The 19528-nt window shown below is 70.3% G+C and carries 19 protein-coding genes; all 19 read left to right on the top strand.

What is annotated here, in order from left to right; translation table 11 throughout:
- Positions 1-298 precede the first annotated feature (298 nt).
- The 19 genes from rho (at position 299) to ABZW30_RS14715 (ending at position 19514) form a co-directional block, all read left to right on the top strand.
- Positions 299-2416, top strand: a complete 2118-nt coding sequence (rho, locus tag ABZW30_RS14805) for a transcription termination factor Rho (RefSeq protein WP_355671479.1) — start codon at positions 299-301, stop codon at positions 2414-2416.
- Between the two features lie 154 nt (positions 2417-2570).
- Positions 2571-3695, top strand: a complete 1125-nt coding sequence (locus ABZW30_RS14800; protein WP_355671478.1) for an LCP family protein — start codon at positions 2571-2573, stop codon at positions 3693-3695.
- Positions 3696-3854: 159 nt separating this feature from the next.
- Positions 3855-4076 carry a 50S ribosomal protein L31 gene (gene rpmE, locus ABZW30_RS14795; protein ID WP_030235761.1) on the top strand — a complete coding sequence of 74 codons (222 nt, stop codon included), beginning with the start codon at positions 3855-3857 and terminating at the stop codon, positions 4074-4076.
- Positions 4077-4219: 143 nt separating this feature from the next.
- Complete coding sequence (gene prfA / locus ABZW30_RS14790; RefSeq protein ID WP_355671477.1) at positions 4220-5311, top strand: peptide chain release factor 1; 1092 nt, start codon at positions 4220-4222, stop codon at positions 5309-5311.
- A 63-nt stretch (positions 5312-5374) separates the two neighbouring features.
- Positions 5375-6241: a peptide chain release factor N(5)-glutamine methyltransferase gene (gene prmC / locus ABZW30_RS14785; protein ID WP_355671476.1), complete on the top strand. Its 867-nt coding sequence runs from the start codon at positions 5375-5377 to the stop codon at positions 6239-6241.
- 87 nt (positions 6242-6328) lie between these two features.
- Positions 6329-6976 carry an L-threonylcarbamoyladenylate synthase gene (locus ABZW30_RS14780; RefSeq protein ID WP_355671475.1) on the top strand — a complete coding sequence of 216 codons (648 nt, stop codon included), beginning with the start codon at positions 6329-6331 and terminating at the stop codon, positions 6974-6976.
- 32 nt (positions 6977-7008) lie between these two features.
- Positions 7009-7650, top strand: coding sequence for a protein-tyrosine-phosphatase (locus ABZW30_RS14775; RefSeq protein ID WP_355671531.1), 642 nt, complete (start codon positions 7009-7011; stop codon positions 7648-7650).
- Positions 7651-7806: 156 nt separating this feature from the next.
- Entirely contained in the window at positions 7807-9084 is a 1278-nt protein-coding gene (locus ABZW30_RS14770) for a serine hydroxymethyltransferase (RefSeq protein ID WP_355671474.1), read from the top strand.
- A gap of 211 nt (positions 9085-9295) precedes the next feature.
- Positions 9296-10576: an MraY family glycosyltransferase gene (locus ABZW30_RS14765; RefSeq protein ID WP_355671473.1), complete on the top strand. Its 1281-nt coding sequence runs from the start codon at positions 9296-9298 to the stop codon at positions 10574-10576.
- A gap of 318 nt (positions 10577-10894) precedes the next feature.
- On the top strand, positions 10895-11338 hold the full coding sequence (locus tag ABZW30_RS14760) for a hypothetical protein (RefSeq protein WP_355671472.1): 444 nt from the start codon (positions 10895-10897) through the stop codon (positions 11336-11338).
- A gap of 285 nt (positions 11339-11623) precedes the next feature.
- Positions 11624-12436 (top strand): F0F1 ATP synthase subunit A, encoded by an 813-nt coding sequence (gene atpB, locus ABZW30_RS14755; protein ID WP_355671471.1) that lies wholly within the window; start codon positions 11624-11626, stop codon positions 12434-12436.
- Positions 12437-12523: 87 nt separating this feature from the next.
- Positions 12524-12760, top strand: coding sequence for an ATP synthase F0 subunit C (gene atpE / locus ABZW30_RS14750; RefSeq protein WP_355671470.1), 237 nt, complete (start codon positions 12524-12526; stop codon positions 12758-12760).
- Between the two features lie 40 nt (positions 12761-12800).
- Positions 12801-13358 carry a F0F1 ATP synthase subunit B gene (locus ABZW30_RS14745; RefSeq protein ID WP_355671469.1) on the top strand — a complete coding sequence of 186 codons (558 nt, stop codon included), beginning with the start codon at positions 12801-12803 and terminating at the stop codon, positions 13356-13358.
- Positions 13355-14170, top strand: a complete 816-nt coding sequence (locus ABZW30_RS14740) for a F0F1 ATP synthase subunit delta (RefSeq protein ID WP_355671468.1) — start codon at positions 13355-13357, stop codon at positions 14168-14170. Before ABZW30_RS14745 ends, ABZW30_RS14740 begins: the two co-directional genes overlap by 4 nt.
- Positions 14171-14326: 156 nt before the next feature.
- Positions 14327-15901, top strand: coding sequence for a F0F1 ATP synthase subunit alpha (gene atpA, locus ABZW30_RS14735; protein ID WP_355671467.1), 1575 nt, complete (start codon positions 14327-14329; stop codon positions 15899-15901).
- Between the two features lie 32 nt (positions 15902-15933).
- On the top strand, positions 15934-16848 hold the full coding sequence (locus ABZW30_RS14730; RefSeq protein WP_355671466.1) for a F0F1 ATP synthase subunit gamma: 915 nt from the start codon (positions 15934-15936) through the stop codon (positions 16846-16848).
- Positions 16849-16850: 2 nt separating this feature from the next.
- Positions 16851-18296, top strand: coding sequence for a F0F1 ATP synthase subunit beta (atpD, locus tag ABZW30_RS14725; protein WP_355671465.1), 1446 nt, complete (start codon positions 16851-16853; stop codon positions 18294-18296).
- A gap of 184 nt (positions 18297-18480) precedes the next feature.
- Positions 18481-18864 (top strand): F0F1 ATP synthase subunit epsilon, encoded by a 384-nt coding sequence (locus ABZW30_RS14720; protein WP_153462636.1) that lies wholly within the window; start codon positions 18481-18483, stop codon positions 18862-18864.
- A gap of 149 nt (positions 18865-19013) precedes the next feature.
- Positions 19014-19514 carry a DUF2550 domain-containing protein gene (locus tag ABZW30_RS14715; protein ID WP_355671464.1) on the top strand — a complete coding sequence of 167 codons (501 nt, stop codon included), beginning with the start codon at positions 19014-19016 and terminating at the stop codon, positions 19512-19514.
- Positions 19515-19528: the final 14 nt, after the last annotated feature.

Raw genomic sequence — 19528 nt, 5'->3', positions numbered from 1 at the left:
GCAGCCTCCCACCTTGAGGCCAGGACGGGCGGAGCGCGGGCCACCGTCACGCGACGGGGGCCCGGGATTCGCAGGCAGCGTGGGGGCAGTGCCCTCAGGGGAGGTCGACACACGACCGGCCCACGCGCCACCTCAGCACCACCGTGCTTCATGCACCGCACCTCGCAGCTCTCCCTCGACCGGCTCCCGCCATTCGAGGGATCACCGCCTCGGACCGACGCAGTCGAGCGTTGGTCAGGACAGCACAACCGGTCGCCGAGCCAGACAGGCCGACGTCCGCTCCAGGGAAGGACCCTTAGTGAGCGACTCCACCGATCTGATGGGCGCGCGCCCGGACGCCGAGGCGTCGGACGCAGCCGCCGCCCCCGCTGCCCCGGCCCGCCGCCGCCGCAGTGCCGCCGCGGGCCTGGACGGCATGGTCCTCGCCGAGCTGCAGAAGCTCGCCGCGGACTTGGGCATCACCGGTACCGGACGCATGCGCAAGAGCCAGCTGATCGAGACCATCAAGGAGAAGAGCGGCGGGGACCCGCTGCTCGCCGCCGGTGGCGCCCCGGCCGCCAAGCGCACCGCCGCCAAGGCGGACGCCCAGGCCCCGGCCGAGAAGCCGGCCCGTCGCACCAAGGCCGCCGCCGCGGCTGCGGCGGCCGCCGCAGCCGAGACGCAGGCCCAGATCGACATCCCGGTCCAGGCCGCCGCCGAGACCGCCGCGCCCGCCCGTACCGAGCGCACCCGCCGTCGCGCCACCGCCGCCGCCGGTGCCCCGACCGCCCCGGTGGCCGAGGCCGCCGCCGAGGCCGCCACCGTCGCGGTGGCCGAGCCCAAGCAGGCCGAGCGTCCGGCCGAGACCCGCGGCTTCGAGGGCCGCGAGGAGGGCCGGGAGGCGACCCGCCGCGACCGCCGTGAGCGCCGCGAGCGCACCGAGCGCACCGAGCGCACCGAGCGCACCGAGCGCACCGAGCGCACCGAGCGTCAGGACACCGGCGAGGCCCAGGCCGGGCAGGACGGCGAGACGCGCGAGTCGCGCCGCGACCGCCGGGGCCGCCGCGACCGCGCCGAGCGCCAGGGCCAGCAGGGCCAGCAGCAGGTCCAGGCCGACGGCCAGCAGAGCCGCCAGGGCGGCCAGCAGACCCAGCAGCAGCCGCAGGCCCAGCAGGGCGGCTACGACGACGACGAGTTCGGCGAGGGCCGTCGGGGCCGTCGGGGCCGCTACCGCGACCGTCGCGGCCGTCGCGGCCGCGAGGGCTTCGAGACCGGCACCGTCGAGCCGCAGATCGGCGAGGACGACGTCCTGATCCCGGTCGCGGGCATCCTCGACATCCTCGACAACTACGCGTTCGTGCGCACCTCCGGCTACCTGCCGGGTCAGAACGACGTCTACGTCTCGCTCGCCCAGGTCCGCAAGAACGGCCTGCGTAAGGGTGACGCCATCACCGGTGCGGTGCGCCAGCCGCGCGATGGCGAGCGCCGCGAGAAGTTCAACGCCATGGTGCGCCTGGACTCCGTCAACGGCATGGACCCGGAGACCGGCCGCGGCCGCCCCGAGTTCAACAAGCTCACCCCGCTCTACCCGCAGGAGCGGCTGCGCCTGGAGAGCGACCCGGGCGTGCTGACCACCCGGATCATCGACCTGGTGTCGCCGATCGGCAAGGGCCAGCGCGGTCTGATCGTCGCGCCGCCGAAGACCGGTAAGACCATGGTGCTGCAGGCGGTCGCCAACGCGATCACCCACAACAACCCCGAGTGCCACCTGATGGTCGTCCTGGTCGACGAGCGTCCGGAAGAGGTCACCGACATGCAGCGGTCGGTGAAGGGCGAGGTCATCTCCTCGACCTTCGACCGCCCGGCCGAGGACCACACCACCGTCGCCGAGCTGGCCATCGAGCGCGCCAAGCGCCTGGTGGAGCTGGGCCACGACGTGGTCATCCTGCTGGACTCGATCACCCGCCTGGGCCGCGCCTACAACCTGGCGGCGCCGGCCTCCGGCCGCATCCTGTCCGGTGGTGTCGACTCGACCGCGCTGTACCCGCCGAAGAAGTTCTTCGGTGCCGCGCGCAACATCGAGAACGGCGGCTCGCTGACCATCCTGGCCACCGCGCTGGTCGAGACCGGCTCGCGCATGGACGAGGTGATCTTCGAGGAGTTCAAGGGCACCGGCAACATGGAGCTCAAGCTCGACCGGAAGCTCTCGGACAAGCGCATCTTCCCGGCCGTCGACGTGGACGCCTCCAGCACCCGCAAGGAGGAGATCCTGCTCGGCAACGAGGAGTTGGCCATCGTCTGGAAGCTGCGCCGGGTGCTGCACGCGCTCGACTCGCAGCAGGCGATCGAGCTGCTCCTGGACAAGATGAAGCAGACCAAGAGCAACGCCGAGTTCCTGATGCAGATCGCCAAGACCACCCCCGGCTCCGGCGACTGACCGTAGCCGTACGGCTGTTGAAGCACGGAACCCCGGATCGCGCGAGCGGTCCGGGGTTCCGTGCGCCAGCACGCCGACCGGGGCGGCGGCTTTGTTCCCGAGTTGGGACGACTTGGGGTTATTCGATCATCTTGTCCGTTTTACTCTGGACCGTATGGCCGAGCACAAGAGGGTCCCGGGGCGTCGCCGCAAGGTCCTGCGGGTGACCGCCTGTGCGTTCGCCGCGCTCGTCGTCCTCGGCGGCGGGGCGGCCGGGTACGCGTACCTGAAGCTCAACGGCAACATCAAGAGCGTCGACATCGACGGCCGCCTCGGTGACGCCCGGCCCCCGGCCGCCACCGACGGCTCCTTCAACATCCTGGTGCTGGGCTCCGACTCCCGCGTCGGCGAGAACGGCGACCTGGCGGGCGGGGACACCGGCGACAGCGCCCGCTCCGACACCGCGATGGTGGTGCACATCGGACAGGACCACTCGCGGGCCTCGATCGTCTCCATCCCGCGCGACACCCTGGTCGACCGCCCGGACTGCACCGACGCGAACGGCAAGGCCGTCCCGGCGGCCAAGCGCGCGATGTACAACAGTGCCTTCGAGGCCGGCGGCGCGGCCTGCGCGGTCAGGACCACCGAGCAGCTCACCGGGCTGCGGATGGACCACTACCTGCAGGTCGACTTCGCCGGCTTCGCCCGGGTCGTGGACGCGATGGGCGGCGTCACCGTGACCACCACGGTGGCCATCCACGACAAGGACAGCGGGCTCGACCTGCCGGCCGGCGAGCACCACCTCGACGGGCGGCAGGCGCTGGCCTTCGTCCGCACCCGGCACGGCGTCGGCGACGGCAGCGACCTCGGCCGGATCGAACTGCAGAAGCAGATGGTCAAGTCGCTGCTCCAGCAGGCCGGCGGGATCGGACTGTTCTCCAACCCGGTCAAGCTGTGGTCGATCGGCGACACCATGACCAGGAGCATCACCGCCGATTCCGCGCTGGGCTCGGTGAACTCCCTGGTGGGGCTGGTCCAGGAGCTCAAGGGGATCGGCCCGGACCGGCTGACCATGGTCACCCTGCCGGTGGAGACCGCCCCCGGCGACCCCAACCGGGTGGTCGAGCGGCAGCCGCAGGCCCAGCAGCTCTGGGCGGCGCTCAAGGCCGACCGGCCCGTCCCGCAGGCGATCGTCTCGACCCAGCCGCAGAACCCCGCCCAGGCGACCCCCACGGCCTCCCCGGCGGCTTCCCCGGCCACCTCCCCGAAGCCCGCCGCGACGGCCACGGCGGGGCGCTGACCGGGCGCGGGCGGCGCCCGGAGCGCCCCCGGAATATCCCGCAGTAGGCCCCGGTTTTGGAAGGTGCGGCCGGTCCTGGCAGACTGGTACGTCGGTCCCGGTTCACGTGCGGCACTCCAGTCGCCGACCCGGTGCCCTCCCGAAACCTAGGAGAACCCCTTGAAGTCCAACGTTCACCCGGAGTACGTGGTCACCCGCGTGACCTGCACCTGCGGCGCCGAGTTCACCACCCGCTCGACCGAGACCAGCGGCGAGATCCGCGCCGAGGTCTGCTCGCAGTGCCACCCGTTCTACACCGGCAAGCAGAAGATCCTCGACACCGGTGGCCGCGTGGCCCGCTTCGAGGCCCGCTTCGGCAAGCAGCACAGCGCGAAGGCCTAGCGCTCCCTCGGCGCCGGTTCCCGGTGCCCCCGTACTCGTTCCGGGGGCGCTGGGGGCCGGCGCCGTTCGCGTCCCCCCGCGCGTTCCGAACACCCCGCGTTCACCTCCTCACACGTTCCTAACCCCGGGAAGAAGGCCACCCCATGTTCGAGGCAGTCGAAGAGCTCCTCGTCGAGCACGCCGACCTCGAAAAGAGGCTGGCCGACCCGTCCGTCCACGCCGACCAGGCGAACGCCCGCAAGCTGGCCAAGCGGTACGCCGAGCTGACCCCGATCACCCGGGTCTACCGGCAGTGGCGGCAGACCGGCGAGGACATCGAGGCCGCGCGCGAACTCGCCGCCGAGGACCCGGAGTTCATCTCCGAGGTGAAGGACTCCGAGCAGCGCCGCGACGAGCTGACCGAGGAGCTGCGGCTCCTGCTGGTGCCGCGCGACCCGAGCGACGACAAGGACGTCATCCTGGAGATCAAGGCGGGTGAGGGCGGCGAGGAGTCCGCGCTGTTCGCCGGCGACCTGCTCCGGATGTACCTGCGCTACGCGGAGCGGATCGGCTGGAAGACCGAGATCATCGACTCCAACGAGTCGGACCTCGGCGGCTACAAGGACGTCTCGGTCGCGGTCAAGACCAAGGGCGCTCGGACGAACCCTGATGGCTCGCCCGGCCAGGGCGTCTGGGCCCGGCTGAAGTACGAGGGCGGCGTGCACCGCGTGCAGCGCGTCCCCGCCACCGAGTCCCAGGGCCGCATCCACACCTCCGCGGCGGGCGTGCTGGTCACCCCCGAGGCGGAGGAGGTCGAGGTCGAGATCCTCGCCAACGACCTGCGGATCGACGTCTACCGCTCCTCCGGCCCCGGCGGCCAGTCGGTCAACACCACCGACTCCGCGGTCCGGATCACCCACCTGCCGACCGGTATCGTGGCGTCCTGCCAGAACGAGAAGAGCCAGCTGCAGAACAAGGAGCAGGCGATGCGCATCCTGCGTTCGCGGCTGCTGGCCGCCGCGCAGGAGGAGGCCGAGCGCGAGGCCTCGGACGCGCGTCGCAGCCAGGTCCGTACGGTGGACCGCTCCGAGCGGATCCGGACGTACAACTACCCCGAGAACCGCATCTCGGACCACCGCACGGGGTTCAAGGCGTACAACCTGGACCAGGTCCTGGACGGCGACCTGAACGCGGTGATCCAGTCCTGCGTCGACAAGGACGCGGCGGCCAAGCTCGCCGCGGCCCAAGAGAACTGAGACCGGCGCGCCCCAGCCCGACGCAAGCCTGAAGCCGGAGCGCAGAAACAAGAGGTCGTACGGATGAACCTGCTGCTCGCCGAGGTGGCCCAGGCCACCCAGCGGTTGGCCGCGGCCGGCGTGCCGTCGCCGCGCTTCGACGCGGAGGAACTCGCCGCCTACGTCCACAACGTCAAGCGCAGCCAGCTGCACACGGTGAAGGACGCGGACTTCGACGCCCGCTACTGGGAGGCGGTCTCGCGCCGTGAGGCGCGCGAGCCGCTCCAGCACATCACCGGGCGGGCGTTCTTCCGCTACCTCGAACTGGAGGTCGGCCCCGGGGTGTTCGTGCCCCGGCCGGAGACCGAGACGGTCGTCGAGTGGGCGATAGACGCGGTGCGCGACATGGACGTCGCCGAGCCGCTGGTGGTCGACCTGTGCTCCGGCTCCGGCGCCATCGCGCTCGCCCTGGCCCAGGAGCTGCCGCGGTCGACCGTGCACGCCTTCGAACTCGACGAGGGCGCACTGGAGTACACCCGGCGCAACATCGAGGCCAGCCCGGACCGCGCGCGGGTCACCCTGCACGCCGGGGACGCCACCAAGGCCTTCGAGGACGACCGCTCCTGGGACGGCCGCTTCGACCTGGTCATCTCCAACCCGCCGTACATCCCGCTCACCGAGTGGGAGTACGTCGCGCCGGAGGCCCGCGACCACGACCCGCAGATGTCGCTGTTCTCGGGCGAGGACGGCCTGGACACCATCCGCGGCATCGAGCGGGTGGCCGCGCGACTGCTGCGCCCGGGCGGCGCGGTGGTGATCGAGCACGCCGACCAGCAGGGCGGCCAGGTGCCGTGGATCTTCAACGAGGAACGCGGCTGGACGGACACCGCCGACCACCGCGACCTGAACAACCGGCCGCGCTTCACAACCGCCCGCAGGGTCGGGTTGTGAACATCAAGCACAGCACGACGGCGCGTAAAGCCGTGCTGTGAAGCCCGCCGTGACCGTCATGAGCCACTCCAGAAGGGGACCGCACCGATGAGCCGCCGCTACGACTGTGCCGACGCCGGGGACCGTGCCACCGGCCTGCGTGAGGCCGCCTCGGCCATCCGCCGCGGCGAACTCGTCGTGCTGCCCACCGACACCCTGTACGGGGTCGGCGCGGACGCCTTCTCCCCGGAGGCCGTCGGCGAGCTGCTGGCCGCCAAGGGCCGGGGCCGCAACATGCCCTCGCCCGTCCTGGTCGGCTCGCCGACCACCCTGCACGGACTGGTCACCGACTTCTCCGAGCAGGCCTGGGAGCTGGTCGACGCCTTCTGGCCCGGCGGCCTCACCCTGGTCGCCCGGCACCAGCCCTCGCTGCGCTGGGACCTCGGCGAGACCCGCGGCACCGTCGCGGTCCGGATGCCGCTGCACCCGGTCGCCATCGAGCTGCTGAACACCACCGGCCCGCTGGCCGTCTCCAGCGCCAACAAGACCGGCGGGCCGTCCCCGGCGACCTGCGACGAGGCGCAGGCCCAGCTCGGCGACGCGATCTCGGTCTACCTGGACGGCGGGCGGTCCGACCACGCCACCGCCTCGTCCATCGTCGACGTGACCGGCAAGGTCCCGATCCTGCTGCGGGCCGGCGCGATCAGCATCGAGCAGCTGAGGGAGGTCGTCCCCGACCTGGAGGCCGGAAGTTGACACCCACCGCCTCGCTCCATGACGGGCCCGGCATAGCGCCGTACCTGGCCGTGGGCCCCAGGCCGCTGGACCACTTCCGGATCCTGTTCGTCTGTACCGGGAACATCTGCCGCTCGCCGATAGCCGAGCGGCTCACCCGGCGTGAGCTGGACACCCGGCTCAGCCCCCGGGTGGCCGGCCGGATGCTGGTCGAGAGCGCCGGCACCTGGGGCCACGTCGGCGCGCCGATGGAGGACCACGCCGCGACCGTGCTCGACGAGTACGGTGCCGACAGCGGCGGCTTCACCGGCCGTGAGCTGCTCGACGCGCACGTGGTCGAGGCCGACCTGGTGCTCACCGCGACCCTGGACCACCGCGCCCAGGTGATCTCGATGGGCCACGAGGCGGGGCTGCGCACCTTCACGCTGAAGGAGTTCACCCGCCTGGTGCGGACGATCGACCCGGGCACCCTGCCCGACCCCCGCCGCGGCGCCGACGTCACCGAGCGGGCCCGCGCGCTGGTCCGGGCGGCCGCCTCGCTGCGCGGCTGGCTGCTGGCCGCCACCCCCGAGTCGGACGAGCTGGAGGACCCGTACGGGGCGCCGATCGGCATGTTCCGCAACTGCGGCGAGGAGATATTCCACGCGGTCGACCCGGTGGTCACCGCGCTCACCGGCATCCCAGCGCCGCGCTGAGCCGAGCCGGGGGCTCCGAACGGCCCTGCGCCGTCCAGCCGGGGGCTCCGAACGGCCCGCGCCGCCGAGCCGGGCGGCCGAGACGGTCCTACGCTGGGTAGACCCCCCCAGCCGCCGGCCGGGGGCGCCCCCATCCGCAGCGCCGGGAGCCCTGCCATGACCGTCACCGATGCCGCGACCGGCTCGACCGCGACGAGGGTCCGCCCGTGGGCGTCCGAGGCGCTGCACCGGGCGGATCCGCAGATCGCCGACCTGCTGGCCGCCGAGGCCGAGCGGAGGGCCGAGACGATCCAGCTGCTGGCGGGGGAGAACCTGACCAGCCCCGCCGTCCTGGCGGCACTGACCGGGCCGCTGATCGACAAGTACGCCGAGGGCTACCCGGGCCGCCGGCACCACACCGGCTGCGCGCTGGCGGACGCCGCGGAGCTGCTGGCGATCGACCGGGCCCGTGAGCTGTTCGCCGCCCCGCACGCCAACGTCCAGCCCCGATCGGCGACTTCGGCGATGCTGGCGGCCTACGCGGCGCTGCTGCGGCCCGGTGACGGGGTGCTGGCGATGTCGCTGGAGCACGGCGGCCACCTCAGCTGCGGCTCGCGGGCCAACTTCTCCGGCCGCTGGTTCGCCTTCACCGGCTACGGCGTGCGCGAGGGCGACGGCCTGATCGACCTCGATCAGGTGCGCGACCTGGCCCGCCGGCACCGCCCCAAGGCCATCGTGGCGGGCTCGATCTCCTACCCCCGGCACCCGGACTGGGCGGCCTTCCGGGAGATCGCCGACGAGGTGGACGCCTATCTGATCGCCTCCGCCGCGCAGACCACCGGCCTCATCGCGGCCCGGGAGGCGCCCTCCCCGGTGCCGTACGCCGACGTCACGGTGGCGGCCACCCACAAGCTGCTGCGCGGCCCGCGCGGGGGCCTGCTGCTGTCCACCGCCGAGCTGGCCGAGCGGGTCGACCGGGCGGTGTTCCCGTTCAGCCAGGGCGGCGCGGCGATGAACGAGGTGGCCGGCAAGGCGGTCGCCCTCGCGGAGGCCCGGACGCCCGCCTACCGGGCCTACGCGCAGCGGGCGGTGGCAGGGGCGCGGGCGCTCGCTGCGGGGCTCGCAGAGGCCGGAATGCGCCCCCTGACGGGCGGGACCGACACCCATCTGGTGACCGCCGACGTCAGCTCGCTCGGGGTGACCGGCGCGGCGGCCGAGCGGCGCTGCGCGGCGGCCGGGCTGCTGCTCGGCAAGTGCGCGCTGCCGTACGACCCGGCGCCGGCCGCCGAGGCCTCCGGGATCAGGCTGGGCACGGGCACGGTGACCAGCCAGGGGATGGGCGAGGCGGAGCTGACGGAGATCGCCGGGCTGATCGCGCGCCTGCTCGCCGGGGACGCGGTGGCGCCGGTCGCGGAGCGGGTCCGGGAGCTGGCGGGGGCCTTCGCCGGGGCCTGAGTCGACGAGTGAGCGGGCGACGGCGAGCGCACCGATCAAGAGGTGCCGTGCACGGGTATCCGGATCTCCTACCCGGGAGGGCGAACCGCGATGCGCGTCCCGGGCGTCCGACTCAATAAGGTGTGTGCCGTGGCGACGCACCTCGAACCCCGGGAAGGCAGGGGAGTACCTTCGGTACCTCCCCGTTCGACAGTGATGCAGGAGGCCAGTGGTGCGTGAGTATCTGCTGGTGCTGTTCTGCACCGCCGCCGTCACCTACCTGCTGACCGGCCCGGTCCGGAAGTTCGCCATCGCGGCCGGCGCGATGCCCCCGGTCCGCGCCCGCGACGTGCACCGCGAGCCCACCCCTCGCCTCGGCGGCATCGCCATGTTCGGCGGGCTGTGCGCGGGCATCCTGGTCGCCTCGCAGCTGGACAACCTGAGCAAGGTGTTCAGCCAGGGCGGCGACATCCGCGCGCTGCTGTCCGGCGCCGGGATCATGTGGCTGCTCGGCGTGCTCGACGACAAGTGGGGCGTGGACGCGCTGGTGAAGCTCGGCGGCCAGATGATCGCCGCCGGTGTGATGGTCTGGCAGGGCGTCACGGTGATCACCCTTCCGGTGCCCGGTGTCGGCGCGGTCGCGGTGAGCCCGACCCAGGGCATGGTCATCTCGGTCACCCTGGTCGTCGTCATGGTCAACGCGGTGAACTTCATCGACGGTCTGGACGGCCTGGCGGGCGGCATGGTCTGCATCGCCGCGATGGCGTTCTTCCTGTACAGCTACCGGCTCTGGTACGGCTACGCGATCACCGACGCGGCCCCCGCGGTGCTGTTCAGCGTGCTGCTGATCGGCATGTGCCTGGGCTTCCTGGCGCACAACATGCACCCCGCGCGGATCTTCATGGGCGACTCCGGCTCGATGATGCTGGGTCTGATGCTGGCCGTCGCCGCGATCTCGATCACCGGCCGGGTCGACCCGGACCTGATCAACAGCGAGACCGGTTCGCAGACCGCCACCGTGCACGCCCTGGTGCCGATCTACATCCCGCTGCTGCTGCCGCTGACGGTCATCGCGCTGCCGCTGGCCGACCTGCTGCTCGCGGTGGTGCGCCGCACCTGGGCCGGGCAGTCCCCGTTCGCCGCCGACAAGCGCCACCTGCACCACCGACTGCTCCAGGTCGGGCACTCGCACAGCCGCGCCGTACTGATCATGTACTTCTGGGCCGCGCTGATCGCCTTCGGCACGGTCGCCTTCTCGGTGACCAACACCGGCCGCACCGTGGTGCTGACCCTCGCCGGACTCTGCCTGGTCGGTCTGGTGGTGCTGCTCACCCCGCGGTTCCGGCCGCGCGCCCCGCGGGCGGTGCAGTCCTTCGTCCCGCCGCGGTACCGCAGGCACGGCGGCTCCGCTCCGATGGCTGAACTGTCGGCAAAGGACAAGCAACTTCTCGGTGAAGCCGGCCGGGGTTCGTCCGCGTCCTCCGACCATGACAAGGCCACCGGCCGTCGCTAGCAAGAAAGTTGACGTTCCGTCAAATAGCCTCACCCGCACGGTGGGTTCGCTGCGCCGACGGTGTGACAGGGGCCACACGTTCATGGTAAAGCTCTCATCAAATAGTTTGTGATACCGTTCACGAGTACCGAGAACACGCCGAAAAGACCTGACAGGTGGAGGACTTCCGTCCCCGGTCGGTCTCCCTCGACGGGCCCGCCGCTCACGCGGGCGGCCCGGCGGCGGCCCGCTCGGTCCGGTGCCACCACCACCGTTGTGCCTGTCACCACCGTCTGTGCCCGTCCCCCGCCACATCGACATGCCGCCGGAGCTGCCGACATGCCGTCCACCGACGCCCGGATCCTCCGAGGCGCCGCGATTCCCACTGCGGTCGCCGGGATCATCGCCATGGCGATCTCGTTCGTTGTCGCCGGTGGGAAAGGGCTGCTCGGCGCCCTCTTCGGCGCGCTGCTCGTGATGGCCTTCTTCAGCTTCGGCCAGGTCGCGCTCGACCGGCTGACCAGGTCGAACCCGCACATCCTGATGGCCGCGGGGCTGCTGGTGTACACCACGCAGATCCTGCTGGTCGGCATCGTGCTCGCGATCTTCAAGAACACCGAACTGTTCAACCGGCAGGCTTTCGCCTTCACCCTGCTGGGCTGCGCCCTGATCTGGACGGGCTTCCAGGTGCGTGGCGCTCTCAAGGCCAAGACCTTCTACGTCGACACCGACGCCTCCGAAAAGAAGGGCGACAAGCCCTCCGACTCGGGGCGTCAACAGTGACGAGGCCTGACTGTCCCTCCAACGAGGGGGGCGGTGTTTATGCCGCACTGACGGGCTGCTATCGTCCGTCGCAACAACGGAGTACGGGAAGAGGCCTGGTCTGTCCGGACAGCGGACTGATCGCCCCCCGGACCCGCGCAGTCTTCGATGATCCCGCAGTCGCGCAGCGCGCCGTCGCGCGGGGTCGGCGAGAAACCCATCAAGTTCCAGTGCCGCTCCGTGGTCGCAGGCCACGCCGACACACCGAGGTTGCCGTAACCATGCGTCACGACGAAGGAGTCCGCGGTGAGTGCTGAACTCACGTCCCTCGCCTCAGGCAGTTGCCACTTCGGGGACGCTGGCTGCGGCTTCCCGGCCCCGGGTCTGAACGAGTTCCAGTTCAAGCCGATCTTCTCGGTCGGCGGCGTCGACTTCAACAAGCCGATGCTGCTGTCGATCCTCGTCGCGCTGCTGGTGGTCGTCTTCTTCTGGGCCGCCTTCGCCAAGCCGCGCCTGGTGCCGGGCAAGCTGCAGCTGGTCGGTGAGATCGGCTACGACTTCGTCAAGCGCTCCATCGTGCTGGAGACGATCGGCAAAAAGGGCGAGAAGTACGTCCCGATGCTGGTCTCGATGTTCTTCTTCGTGTGGCTGCTGAACATCATGTCGATCATCCCGTTCGCACAGTTCCCCGTGACGGCGGCGATCGCGTTCCCGGCCGGCCTCGCGGCCGTCGTGTGGGTCACCTACATGACGCTGACCTTCAAGAAGCACGGTTTCGTCGGCGGTCTGAAGAACCTCTGCTGGCCGTCGGGCATCCCCGGCTGGGTCATGTTCATCCTGGTGCCGATCGAGTTCTTCTCGAACATCTTCGTGCGCCCCTTCACGCTCGCGGTCCGAGCCTTCGCGAACATGTTCGCCGGCCACCTGCTGATCGTGATGTTCTCCATCGCCTCCTGGTACCTGCTCAGCCCCTCCCTGGGTGCGCTCTACGGCTCGGCCTCGTTCATCGTCGCCGTCGGCCTGACCGCCTTCGAGCTGCTGGTCCAGTTCCTGCAGGCCTACATCTTCGTGATGCTGGCCAGCAGCTACATCGCCGGTGCCCTGGAAGAGGCTCACTGAGCCTGAGGCCCTGGCCTCCCGTGAACCACCATTCGCATCCCGGTGGCCAATCACCACCGGTTCACCACCCCGTAAAGGACAATCGCAATGATGATGATCGCTGAGGGCGTCGTCGGTTCCATCGCTTCCGTCGGCTACGGCCTCGCCGCCATCGGCCCCGGCATCGGCGTCGGTCTGATCTTCGGCAACGGCGTTCAGGCCATGGCCCGTCAGCCCGAGGCCGCCGGCCTGATCCGCTCGAACATGTTCATCGGCTTCGCGCTGACCGAGGCGCTCGCGCTCATCGGCATCGTCATGCCGTTCGTGTTCGGCACCGGCAAGTAATTCCGGTACACCGGTAGTCCCCCAGACGAAAGGTTCAGATATGAACCCCGTGGTCTTCCTCGCGGAAGAGGAGAAGATGAACCCTCTTCTCCCCGCTTGGCCCGAGGTCATCATCGGCCTGCTCTGCTTCTTCATCGTCTTCGGTCTGCTCGGCAAGAAGCTCCTCCCCAGCATCGAGAAGGTGCTGTCGGAGCGCCGGGACGCCATCGAGGGCGGCATGGAGCGCGCCGAGGCGGCTCAGGCCGAGGCCCAGGCCGTGCTTGAGCAGTACCGCGCCGAGCTCGCCGAGGCGCGCCACGAGGCCGCCCGCATTGTCGAGCAGGCTCGCGAGCAGGGCGCCGCCCAGCTCGCCGAGATGCGCGAGGAGGGCCAGCGTCAGCGCGAGGCCATCGTCGCCGCCGGTCACGCCCAGATCGAGGCTGACAAGAAGCAGGCGACTGCCGTCCTGCGCCAGGACGTGGGTTCGCTGGCCACCCAGCTGGCCACCCGCATCGTGGGCGAGTCCCTGGAGGACCACGCCCGGCAGAGCGGCGTGATCGACCGCTTCCTGGACGAGCTGGAGGCCAAGGCCGCCGTTGCTCAGGGTGCGGCCAAGTGATCGGCGCCAGCCGCGAGGCTCTTGCCGCCGGTCGGCAGAACCTGGAGAGCCTGACCGACTCCACCTCGGTGGACGCGGCCAAGCTCGCCGAGGAGCTCACCGCCGTCACGGCCGTGCTGGACCGCGAGGTCTCGCTGCGCCGCGTCCTGACCGACCCGTCCCGGTCGGGTCAGGACAAGGCCCAGCTGGTCACCTCGCTGCTGACCGGTCAGGTCTCCGGCGAGGCCGTGGACCTGGTCTCCGGCCTGGTCCGCTCCCGCTGGTCGGGTTCGCGTGACCTGGTGGACGCGACCGAGGAGCTCGCCGCGTACGCCGAGATCATCGCCGCGGACAAGGCCGGCGTCCTGGACGACGTCGAGGACGAGCTGTTCCGCTTCGGCCGGGTGGTGAGCGGCTCGCACGAGCTGCGCGCCGCGCTGACCGAGCCGAAGGCCGGCGCCGTCGCCAAGGCCGAGCTGATCAAGAAGCTGCTCGGCGGCCGCGCCAACGCCGGCACCGTCCGGCTGGTCACCGCTCTCGTCAACGCGCCGCGTGGCCGTAGCCTGGAGCAGGGCCTGGAGTCCTACTCGAAGCTCGCCGCCGCGCGCCGCGGCCGCGTGGTGGCCCTGGTCACCAGCGCGGTGCCGCTGTCGGACACCCAGAAGGAGCGCCTGTCCGGTGCTCTGGGCCGGATGTACGGCCGCCAGGTCCACCTGAACATCGACATCGACCCCGAGGTCGTCGGCGGTGTCCGGGTGCAGATCGGCGACGAGATCATCGACGGCACCGTGTCGAGCCGCCTCGAAGGCGCTCGCCAGTCGCTCGAAGGCTGAGCACCCAAGCAGCACATCCGACCCTCGGTCGGGAAACCGGTTCCCCAAGGAGCCGGCAAATCGTACGGCCGGTTCATACGACCCGGCCGAGAGTCGAGTACTTGCGGCCCTCAATGGCGGGCCGAGGATCGCAAACTAGGAGAGCAGGGAAGCCTGATGGCGGAGCTTACGATCCGTCCGGAGGAGATCCGGGACGCGCTGGCCGACTTTGTCCAGTCGTACCAGCCGGACGCCGCCTCTGTGGAAGAGGTCGGAACGGTCACTGACGCGGCGGACGGCATCGCGCATGTCGAGGGTCTGCCCTCGGTCATGGCGAACGAGCTGCTGAAGTTCGAGGACGGCACGCTCGGCCTCGCGCTGAACCTCGACACCCGCGAGATCGGTGTCGTCGTCCTGGGTGAGTTCGGCGGTATCGAAGAGGGCCAGACCGTGCGCCGCACCGGCGAGGTCCTCTCGGTTCCGGTCGGCGACGGCTACCTCGGCCGCGTCGTGGACCCGCTGGGCAACCCGATCGACGGCCTGGGCGACATCGCCTCCACCGGCCGTCGCGCCCTTGAGCTGCAGGCCCCCGGCGTCATGGCCCGCAAGTCGGTCAAGCAGCCGCTGCAGACCGGCATCAAGGCCATCGACGCGATGACCCCGATCGGCCGCGGCCAGCGTCAGCTGATCATCGGTGACCGCCAGACCGGCAAGACCGCGGTGGCCGTCGACACGATCATCAACCAGCGCGACAACTGGCGCTCGGGCGACCCGGAGAAGCAGGTCCGCTGCATCTACGTCGCCGTCGGCCAGAAGGGCTCCACCATCGCGTCCGTCCGCGGCGCCCTGGAGGAGGCCGGCGCGCTGGAGTACACCACCATCGTGGCTGCTCCCGCCTCCGACCCGGCCGGCTTCAAGTACCTCGCCCCGTACACCGGTTCGGCCATCGGCCAGGAGTGGATGTACGACGGCAAGCACGTCCTGATCATCTTCGACGACCTGTCGAAGCAGGCCGAGGCCTACCGCTCCGTCTCCCTGCTGCTGCGCCGCCCGCCGGGCCGCGAGGCCTACCCGGGTGACGTCTTCTACCTGCACTCCCGTCTGCTGGAGCGCTGCGCCAAGCTGAACGACGCCCTGGGCGGCGGCTCGATGACCGGTCTGCCGATCATCGAGACCAAGGCCAACGACGTCTCGGCGTACATCCCGACCAACGTCATCTCCATCACCGACGGCCAGTGCTTCCTGGAGTCCGACCTGTTCAACGCCGGCATCCGCCCGGCCGTGAACGTCGGTATCTCGGTCTCCCGCGTCGGTGGCTCCGCCCAGATCAAGGCCATGCGTTCGGTCGCCGGCCGTCTGCGTCTGGACCTCGCCCAGTACCGCGAGCTGGAGGCCTTCGCCGCCTTCGGTTCCGACCTGGACGCGGCCTCCAAGGCCCAGCTGGAGCGCGGTGCGCGCATGGTCGAGCTGCTGAAGCAGGGTCAGTACCAGCCGTTCCCGGTCGAGGAGCAGGTCGTCTCCATCTGGGCCGGTACCACCGGCAAGATGGACGACGTCCCGGTCGCCGAGATCCGCCGCTTCGAGCGCGAGTTCCTGGACCACGTGCGCCTGCAGCACAAGGACCTGCTCGCCGGCATCGTCGAGACCGGTCTGCTCGCCGACGGCACCGTCGACGCGCTGACCACCGCGATCGAGGCCTTCAAGCAGGGTTACCAGACCGCAGACGGCAAGCTGCTCTCCGAGCAGGCCTGAGTCCGGTAGCGAGGGAAAGGACGTAACGACCCATGGGAGCACAGCTTCGGGTCTACAAGCGCCGGATCCGCTCTGTCACCGCGACGAAGAAGATCACCAAGGCGATGGAGATGATCTCCGCAGCGCGCATCGTCAAGGCGCAGCGCGCGGTGGCCGCCTCCACTCCGTACGCCGATGAGCTCACCCGGGCGGTGACGGCGGTGGCCATCCGGTCCAACGCCAAGCACCCGCTCACCACCGAGAACCCGAGCGCCGAGCGGGCCGCGATCCTGCTGGTGACGGCCGACCGCGGTCTGGCCGGCGGTTACTCGACCAACGCCATCAAGGCCGCGCAGGCGCTCACCGAGCGCCTGCGGGGCGAGGGCAAGGACGTGGTGACCTACATCGTCGGCCGGAAGGGTGTCTCGTACTACACCTTCCGCAACCTGGCGATCGCGAACTCGTGGACCGGCTTCTCGGACAAGCCGACCTACGGTGACGCGAAGACGGTGGCGGCCGAGCTGATCGAGGCCTTCACGGCCGAGACCGGCGGTGTGGACGAGCTCCACCTGATCTCGACCGAGTTCGTGTCCATGCTGACGCAGAACGCGGTCGAGGCGCGGCTGCTGCCGCTGAAGCTGGACGAGGTCCAGCTCAGCGACCAGTCGCCGGCCAAGAACCAGATCTTCCCGCTGTACGACTTCGAGCCGTCGGCGGAGGGCGTCCTCGACGCGCTGCTGCCGCGGTACGTCGAGAGCCGGATCTACAACGCGCTGCTGCAGTCGGCCGCTTCCGAGCACGCCGCCCGCCGCCGCGCGATGAAGAGCGCGACGGACAACGCCGGCGAGCTCATCAAGTCGCTCACGCGGCTTGCCAACTCGGCCCGCCAGGCCGAGATCACCCAGGAAATCAGCGAGATCGTCGGTGGCGCCAACGCGCTCGCTGACGCGAGCCGCGGGAGCGAATGAGTATGACCACCACTGTTGAGCCGACCACGGCGACGGGCCGCGTCGCGCGGGTCATCGGCCCGGTCGTCGACGTGGAGTTCCCCGTCGACGCGATTCCGGACATGTACAACGCCCTGCACGTCGAGGTGGACAACCCCGACGGCTCGGGCAAGAAGACCCTGACCCTCGAGGTCGCCCAGCACCTCGGCGACGGCATGGTCCGCGGCATCTCGATGCAGCCGACCGACGGCCTGGTCCGTGGTTCGCAGGTGACCGACACCGGTGCGGCCATCTCCGTGCCGGTCGGCCAGATCACCAAGGGCAAGGTCTTCAACGCCCTCGGCGACGTGCTGAACGTGGACCAGGCGGAGTTCGACCAGCAGGTCGAGGTCCGCTGGCCGATCCACCGCAAGGCCCCCGACTTCAAGGACCTCGAGTCCAAGACCGAGATGTTCGAGACCGGCATCAAGGTCATCGACCTGCTCACCCCGTACGTCCAGGGTGGCAAGATCGGTCTGTTCGGTGGTGCCGGTGTCGGCAAGACCGTTCTGATCCAGGAGATGATCTACCGCGTCGCCGAGAACTTCGGTGGTGTGTCGGTGTTCGCCGGCGTCGGCGAGCGCACCCGTGAGGGCAACGACCTGATCGACGAGATGGTCGACTCGGGCGTTCTGGACAAGACCGCGCTGGTCTTCGGCCAGATGGACGAGCCGCCGGGCACCCGTCTGCGCGTCGCGCTGTCCGCGCTGACCATGGCGGAGTACTTCCGTGACGTCGAGAAGCAGGACGTGCTCCTCTTCATCGACAACATCTTCCGGTTCACCCAGGCCGGTTCCGAGGTGTCGACCCTGCTCGGCCGCATGCCCTCCGCGGTGGGCTACCAGCCGAACCTGGCCGACGAGATGGGCCTCCTGCAGGAGCGCATCACCTCGACCCGCGGTCACTCGATCACCTCGATGCAGGCGATCTACGTCCCCGCGGACGACCTGACCGACCCGGCCCCGGCCACCACCTTCGCCCACCTGGACGCGACCACCGTTCTGTCGCGTCCGATCTCGGAGAAGGGCATCTACCCGGCCGTCGACCCGCTGGACTCCACGTCCCGCATCCTCGACCCGCGGTACATCGCGCAGACCCACTACGACACGGCCATCCGTATCAAGGGGATCCTGCAGAAGTACAAGGACCTCCAGGACATCATCGCGATCCTCGGTATCGACGAGCTGTCCGAAGAGGACAAGATCACGGTCCACCGTGCCCGTCGCATCGAGCGCTTCCTCTCGCAGAACACCTACGTGGCGAAGCAGTTCACCGGTGTCGAGGGTTCGACCGTGCCGCTGTCGGAGACCATCGAGGCCTTCAACGCGATCGCGGACGGCAAGTACGACGCCGTTCCGGAGCAGGCCTTCTTCATGTGCGGTGGCATCGAGGACCTCGAGAAGAACGCCGCTGAGCTGGCCAAGAAGTAATCGCGGCCGGTAGCAGCTGAGTGACCGTGAGGGGTGGCCCCCGAGCCTGGGGTCCACCCCTCGCGTCGCATCGGCTGTGATTCCGGTCAAATCCGTGCCGCCGGTTTCATGTCGGAGGCGCGGGGCCGTTATTCTTACCGAAACTCCCGAGTAATCGGGCGTTGCATGAGCCTAGGAGCCCACGTTGGCTGAGCTGCACGTCGAGCTGGTCGCAGCCGACCGCAAGGTGTGGTCCGGTGCGGCCACCATCGTCGTCGCCCGTACGGCCTCCGGTGACACCGGCATCATGCCGGGCCACACCCCGGTGCTGAGCGTGCTGGAGACCGGCCCGGTCACCATCCGCACGGTGGACGGCGGCACCGTGATCGCCGCGGTGCACGGCGGCTTCATCTCCTTCGCCGACAACAAGCTGTCTCTGCTCGCGGAGATCGCCGAGCTGGCGGACGAGATCGACGTCGCGCGTGCCGAGCGCGCACTGGAGAAGGCCAAGTCGGACCTGGACGCGCACGCCGAGCGTCGCGCCGAGGTGCGTCTGTTCGCGGCGCGCGGCCTCAAGGCCCACGCCTGAGTGCGCCGGACCCCGGCTTAGCGGGGTCGACCGACGGTCCCGGGGACGCGCGAGCGTGACCCCGGGACTGTCGTCGTAGTTGGTAGGTCAGTGCGGTCGCTTGGTACGACCGTTAACGGGGAACGCGGGTAGCGAGGAGGTAGGTGAGCATGGTCCTCGCGCTTGTGGTGTGTGCGGTGGTCGTGGCACTGGGAGTGATCGGCCTGATGGCCTTCGCCGTGCGCCGCCGCCTGATCCAGCGGGTCGGCGGCACGTTCGACTGCAGCTACCGGCTCAAAATGCCCGCCGACGCCTCCACGCAGCCCGACCTCGACGAGAACGGCAAACCCACCTCAGCCCCGGTCCCCCCGACCGACGGCAAGGGGTGGGTTTTTGGTATCGGCCGCTACAGCGGCGACTCGATCGAGTGGTTCCGGGTCTTCTCGTACGCCCCGCGTCCGCGCAAGGTGCTGCCGCGCCGGGAGATCGAGGTGCTCGGCCGGCGCTACCCGGAGGGCCAGGAGGAGCTGGCGCTGCTCTCCGGCTCGGTGGTGCTGCGCTGCCTGCACAACGGGGATCCGCTGGAGCTGGCGATGAGCGAGGACGCGCTCACGGGCTTCCTGGCCTGGCTGGAGGCGGCCCCGCCCGGCCAGAGGGTTAACGTCGCCTAACCTGCCGGGCTAGT

The organism is Kitasatospora sp. NPDC004669 (assembly GCF_040609455.1).
In the GTDB taxonomy this organism is placed as follows: Bacteria; Actinomycetota; Actinomycetes; order Streptomycetales; family Streptomycetaceae; genus Kitasatospora.
This window is presented reverse-complemented; position numbering and strand designations above follow the sequence as displayed.

What these genes read in the sequence shown, in the direction of transcription:
- atpA (WP_355671467.1), top strand. Translation starts at nt 14,327, where the DNA reads ATGGCGGAGCTTACGATCCGTCCGGAGGAGATCCGGGACGCGCTGGCC.
- ABZW30_RS14780 (WP_355671475.1), top strand. Translation starts at nt 6,329, where the DNA reads ATGAGCCGCCGCTACGACTGTGCCGACGCCGGGGACCGTGCCACCGGC.
- ABZW30_RS14800 (WP_355671478.1), top strand. Translation starts at nt 2,571, where the DNA reads ATGGCCGAGCACAAGAGGGTCCCGGGGCGTCGCCGCAAGGTCCTGCGG.
- ABZW30_RS14760 (WP_355671472.1), top strand. Translation starts at nt 10,895, where the DNA reads ATGCCGTCCACCGACGCCCGGATCCTCCGAGGCGCCGCGATTCCCACT.
- prmC (WP_355671476.1), top strand. Translation starts at nt 5,375, where the DNA reads ATGAACCTGCTGCTCGCCGAGGTGGCCCAGGCCACCCAGCGGTTGGCC.
- atpD (WP_355671465.1), top strand. Translation starts at nt 16,851, where the DNA reads ATGACCACCACTGTTGAGCCGACCACGGCGACGGGCCGCGTCGCGCGG.
- atpE (WP_355671470.1), top strand. Translation starts at nt 12,524, where the DNA reads ATGATGATGATCGCTGAGGGCGTCGTCGGTTCCATCGCTTCCGTCGGC.
- ABZW30_RS14715 (WP_355671464.1), top strand. Translation starts at nt 19,014, where the DNA reads ATGGTCCTCGCGCTTGTGGTGTGTGCGGTGGTCGTGGCACTGGGAGTG.
- ABZW30_RS14730 (WP_355671466.1), top strand. Translation starts at nt 15,934, where the DNA reads ATGGGAGCACAGCTTCGGGTCTACAAGCGCCGGATCCGCTCTGTCACC.
- ABZW30_RS14745 (WP_355671469.1), top strand. Translation starts at nt 12,801, where the DNA reads ATGAACCCCGTGGTCTTCCTCGCGGAAGAGGAGAAGATGAACCCTCTT.
- prfA (WP_355671477.1), top strand. Translation starts at nt 4,220, where the DNA reads ATGTTCGAGGCAGTCGAAGAGCTCCTCGTCGAGCACGCCGACCTCGAA.
- ABZW30_RS14770 (WP_355671474.1), top strand. Translation starts at nt 7,807, where the DNA reads ATGACCGTCACCGATGCCGCGACCGGCTCGACCGCGACGAGGGTCCGC.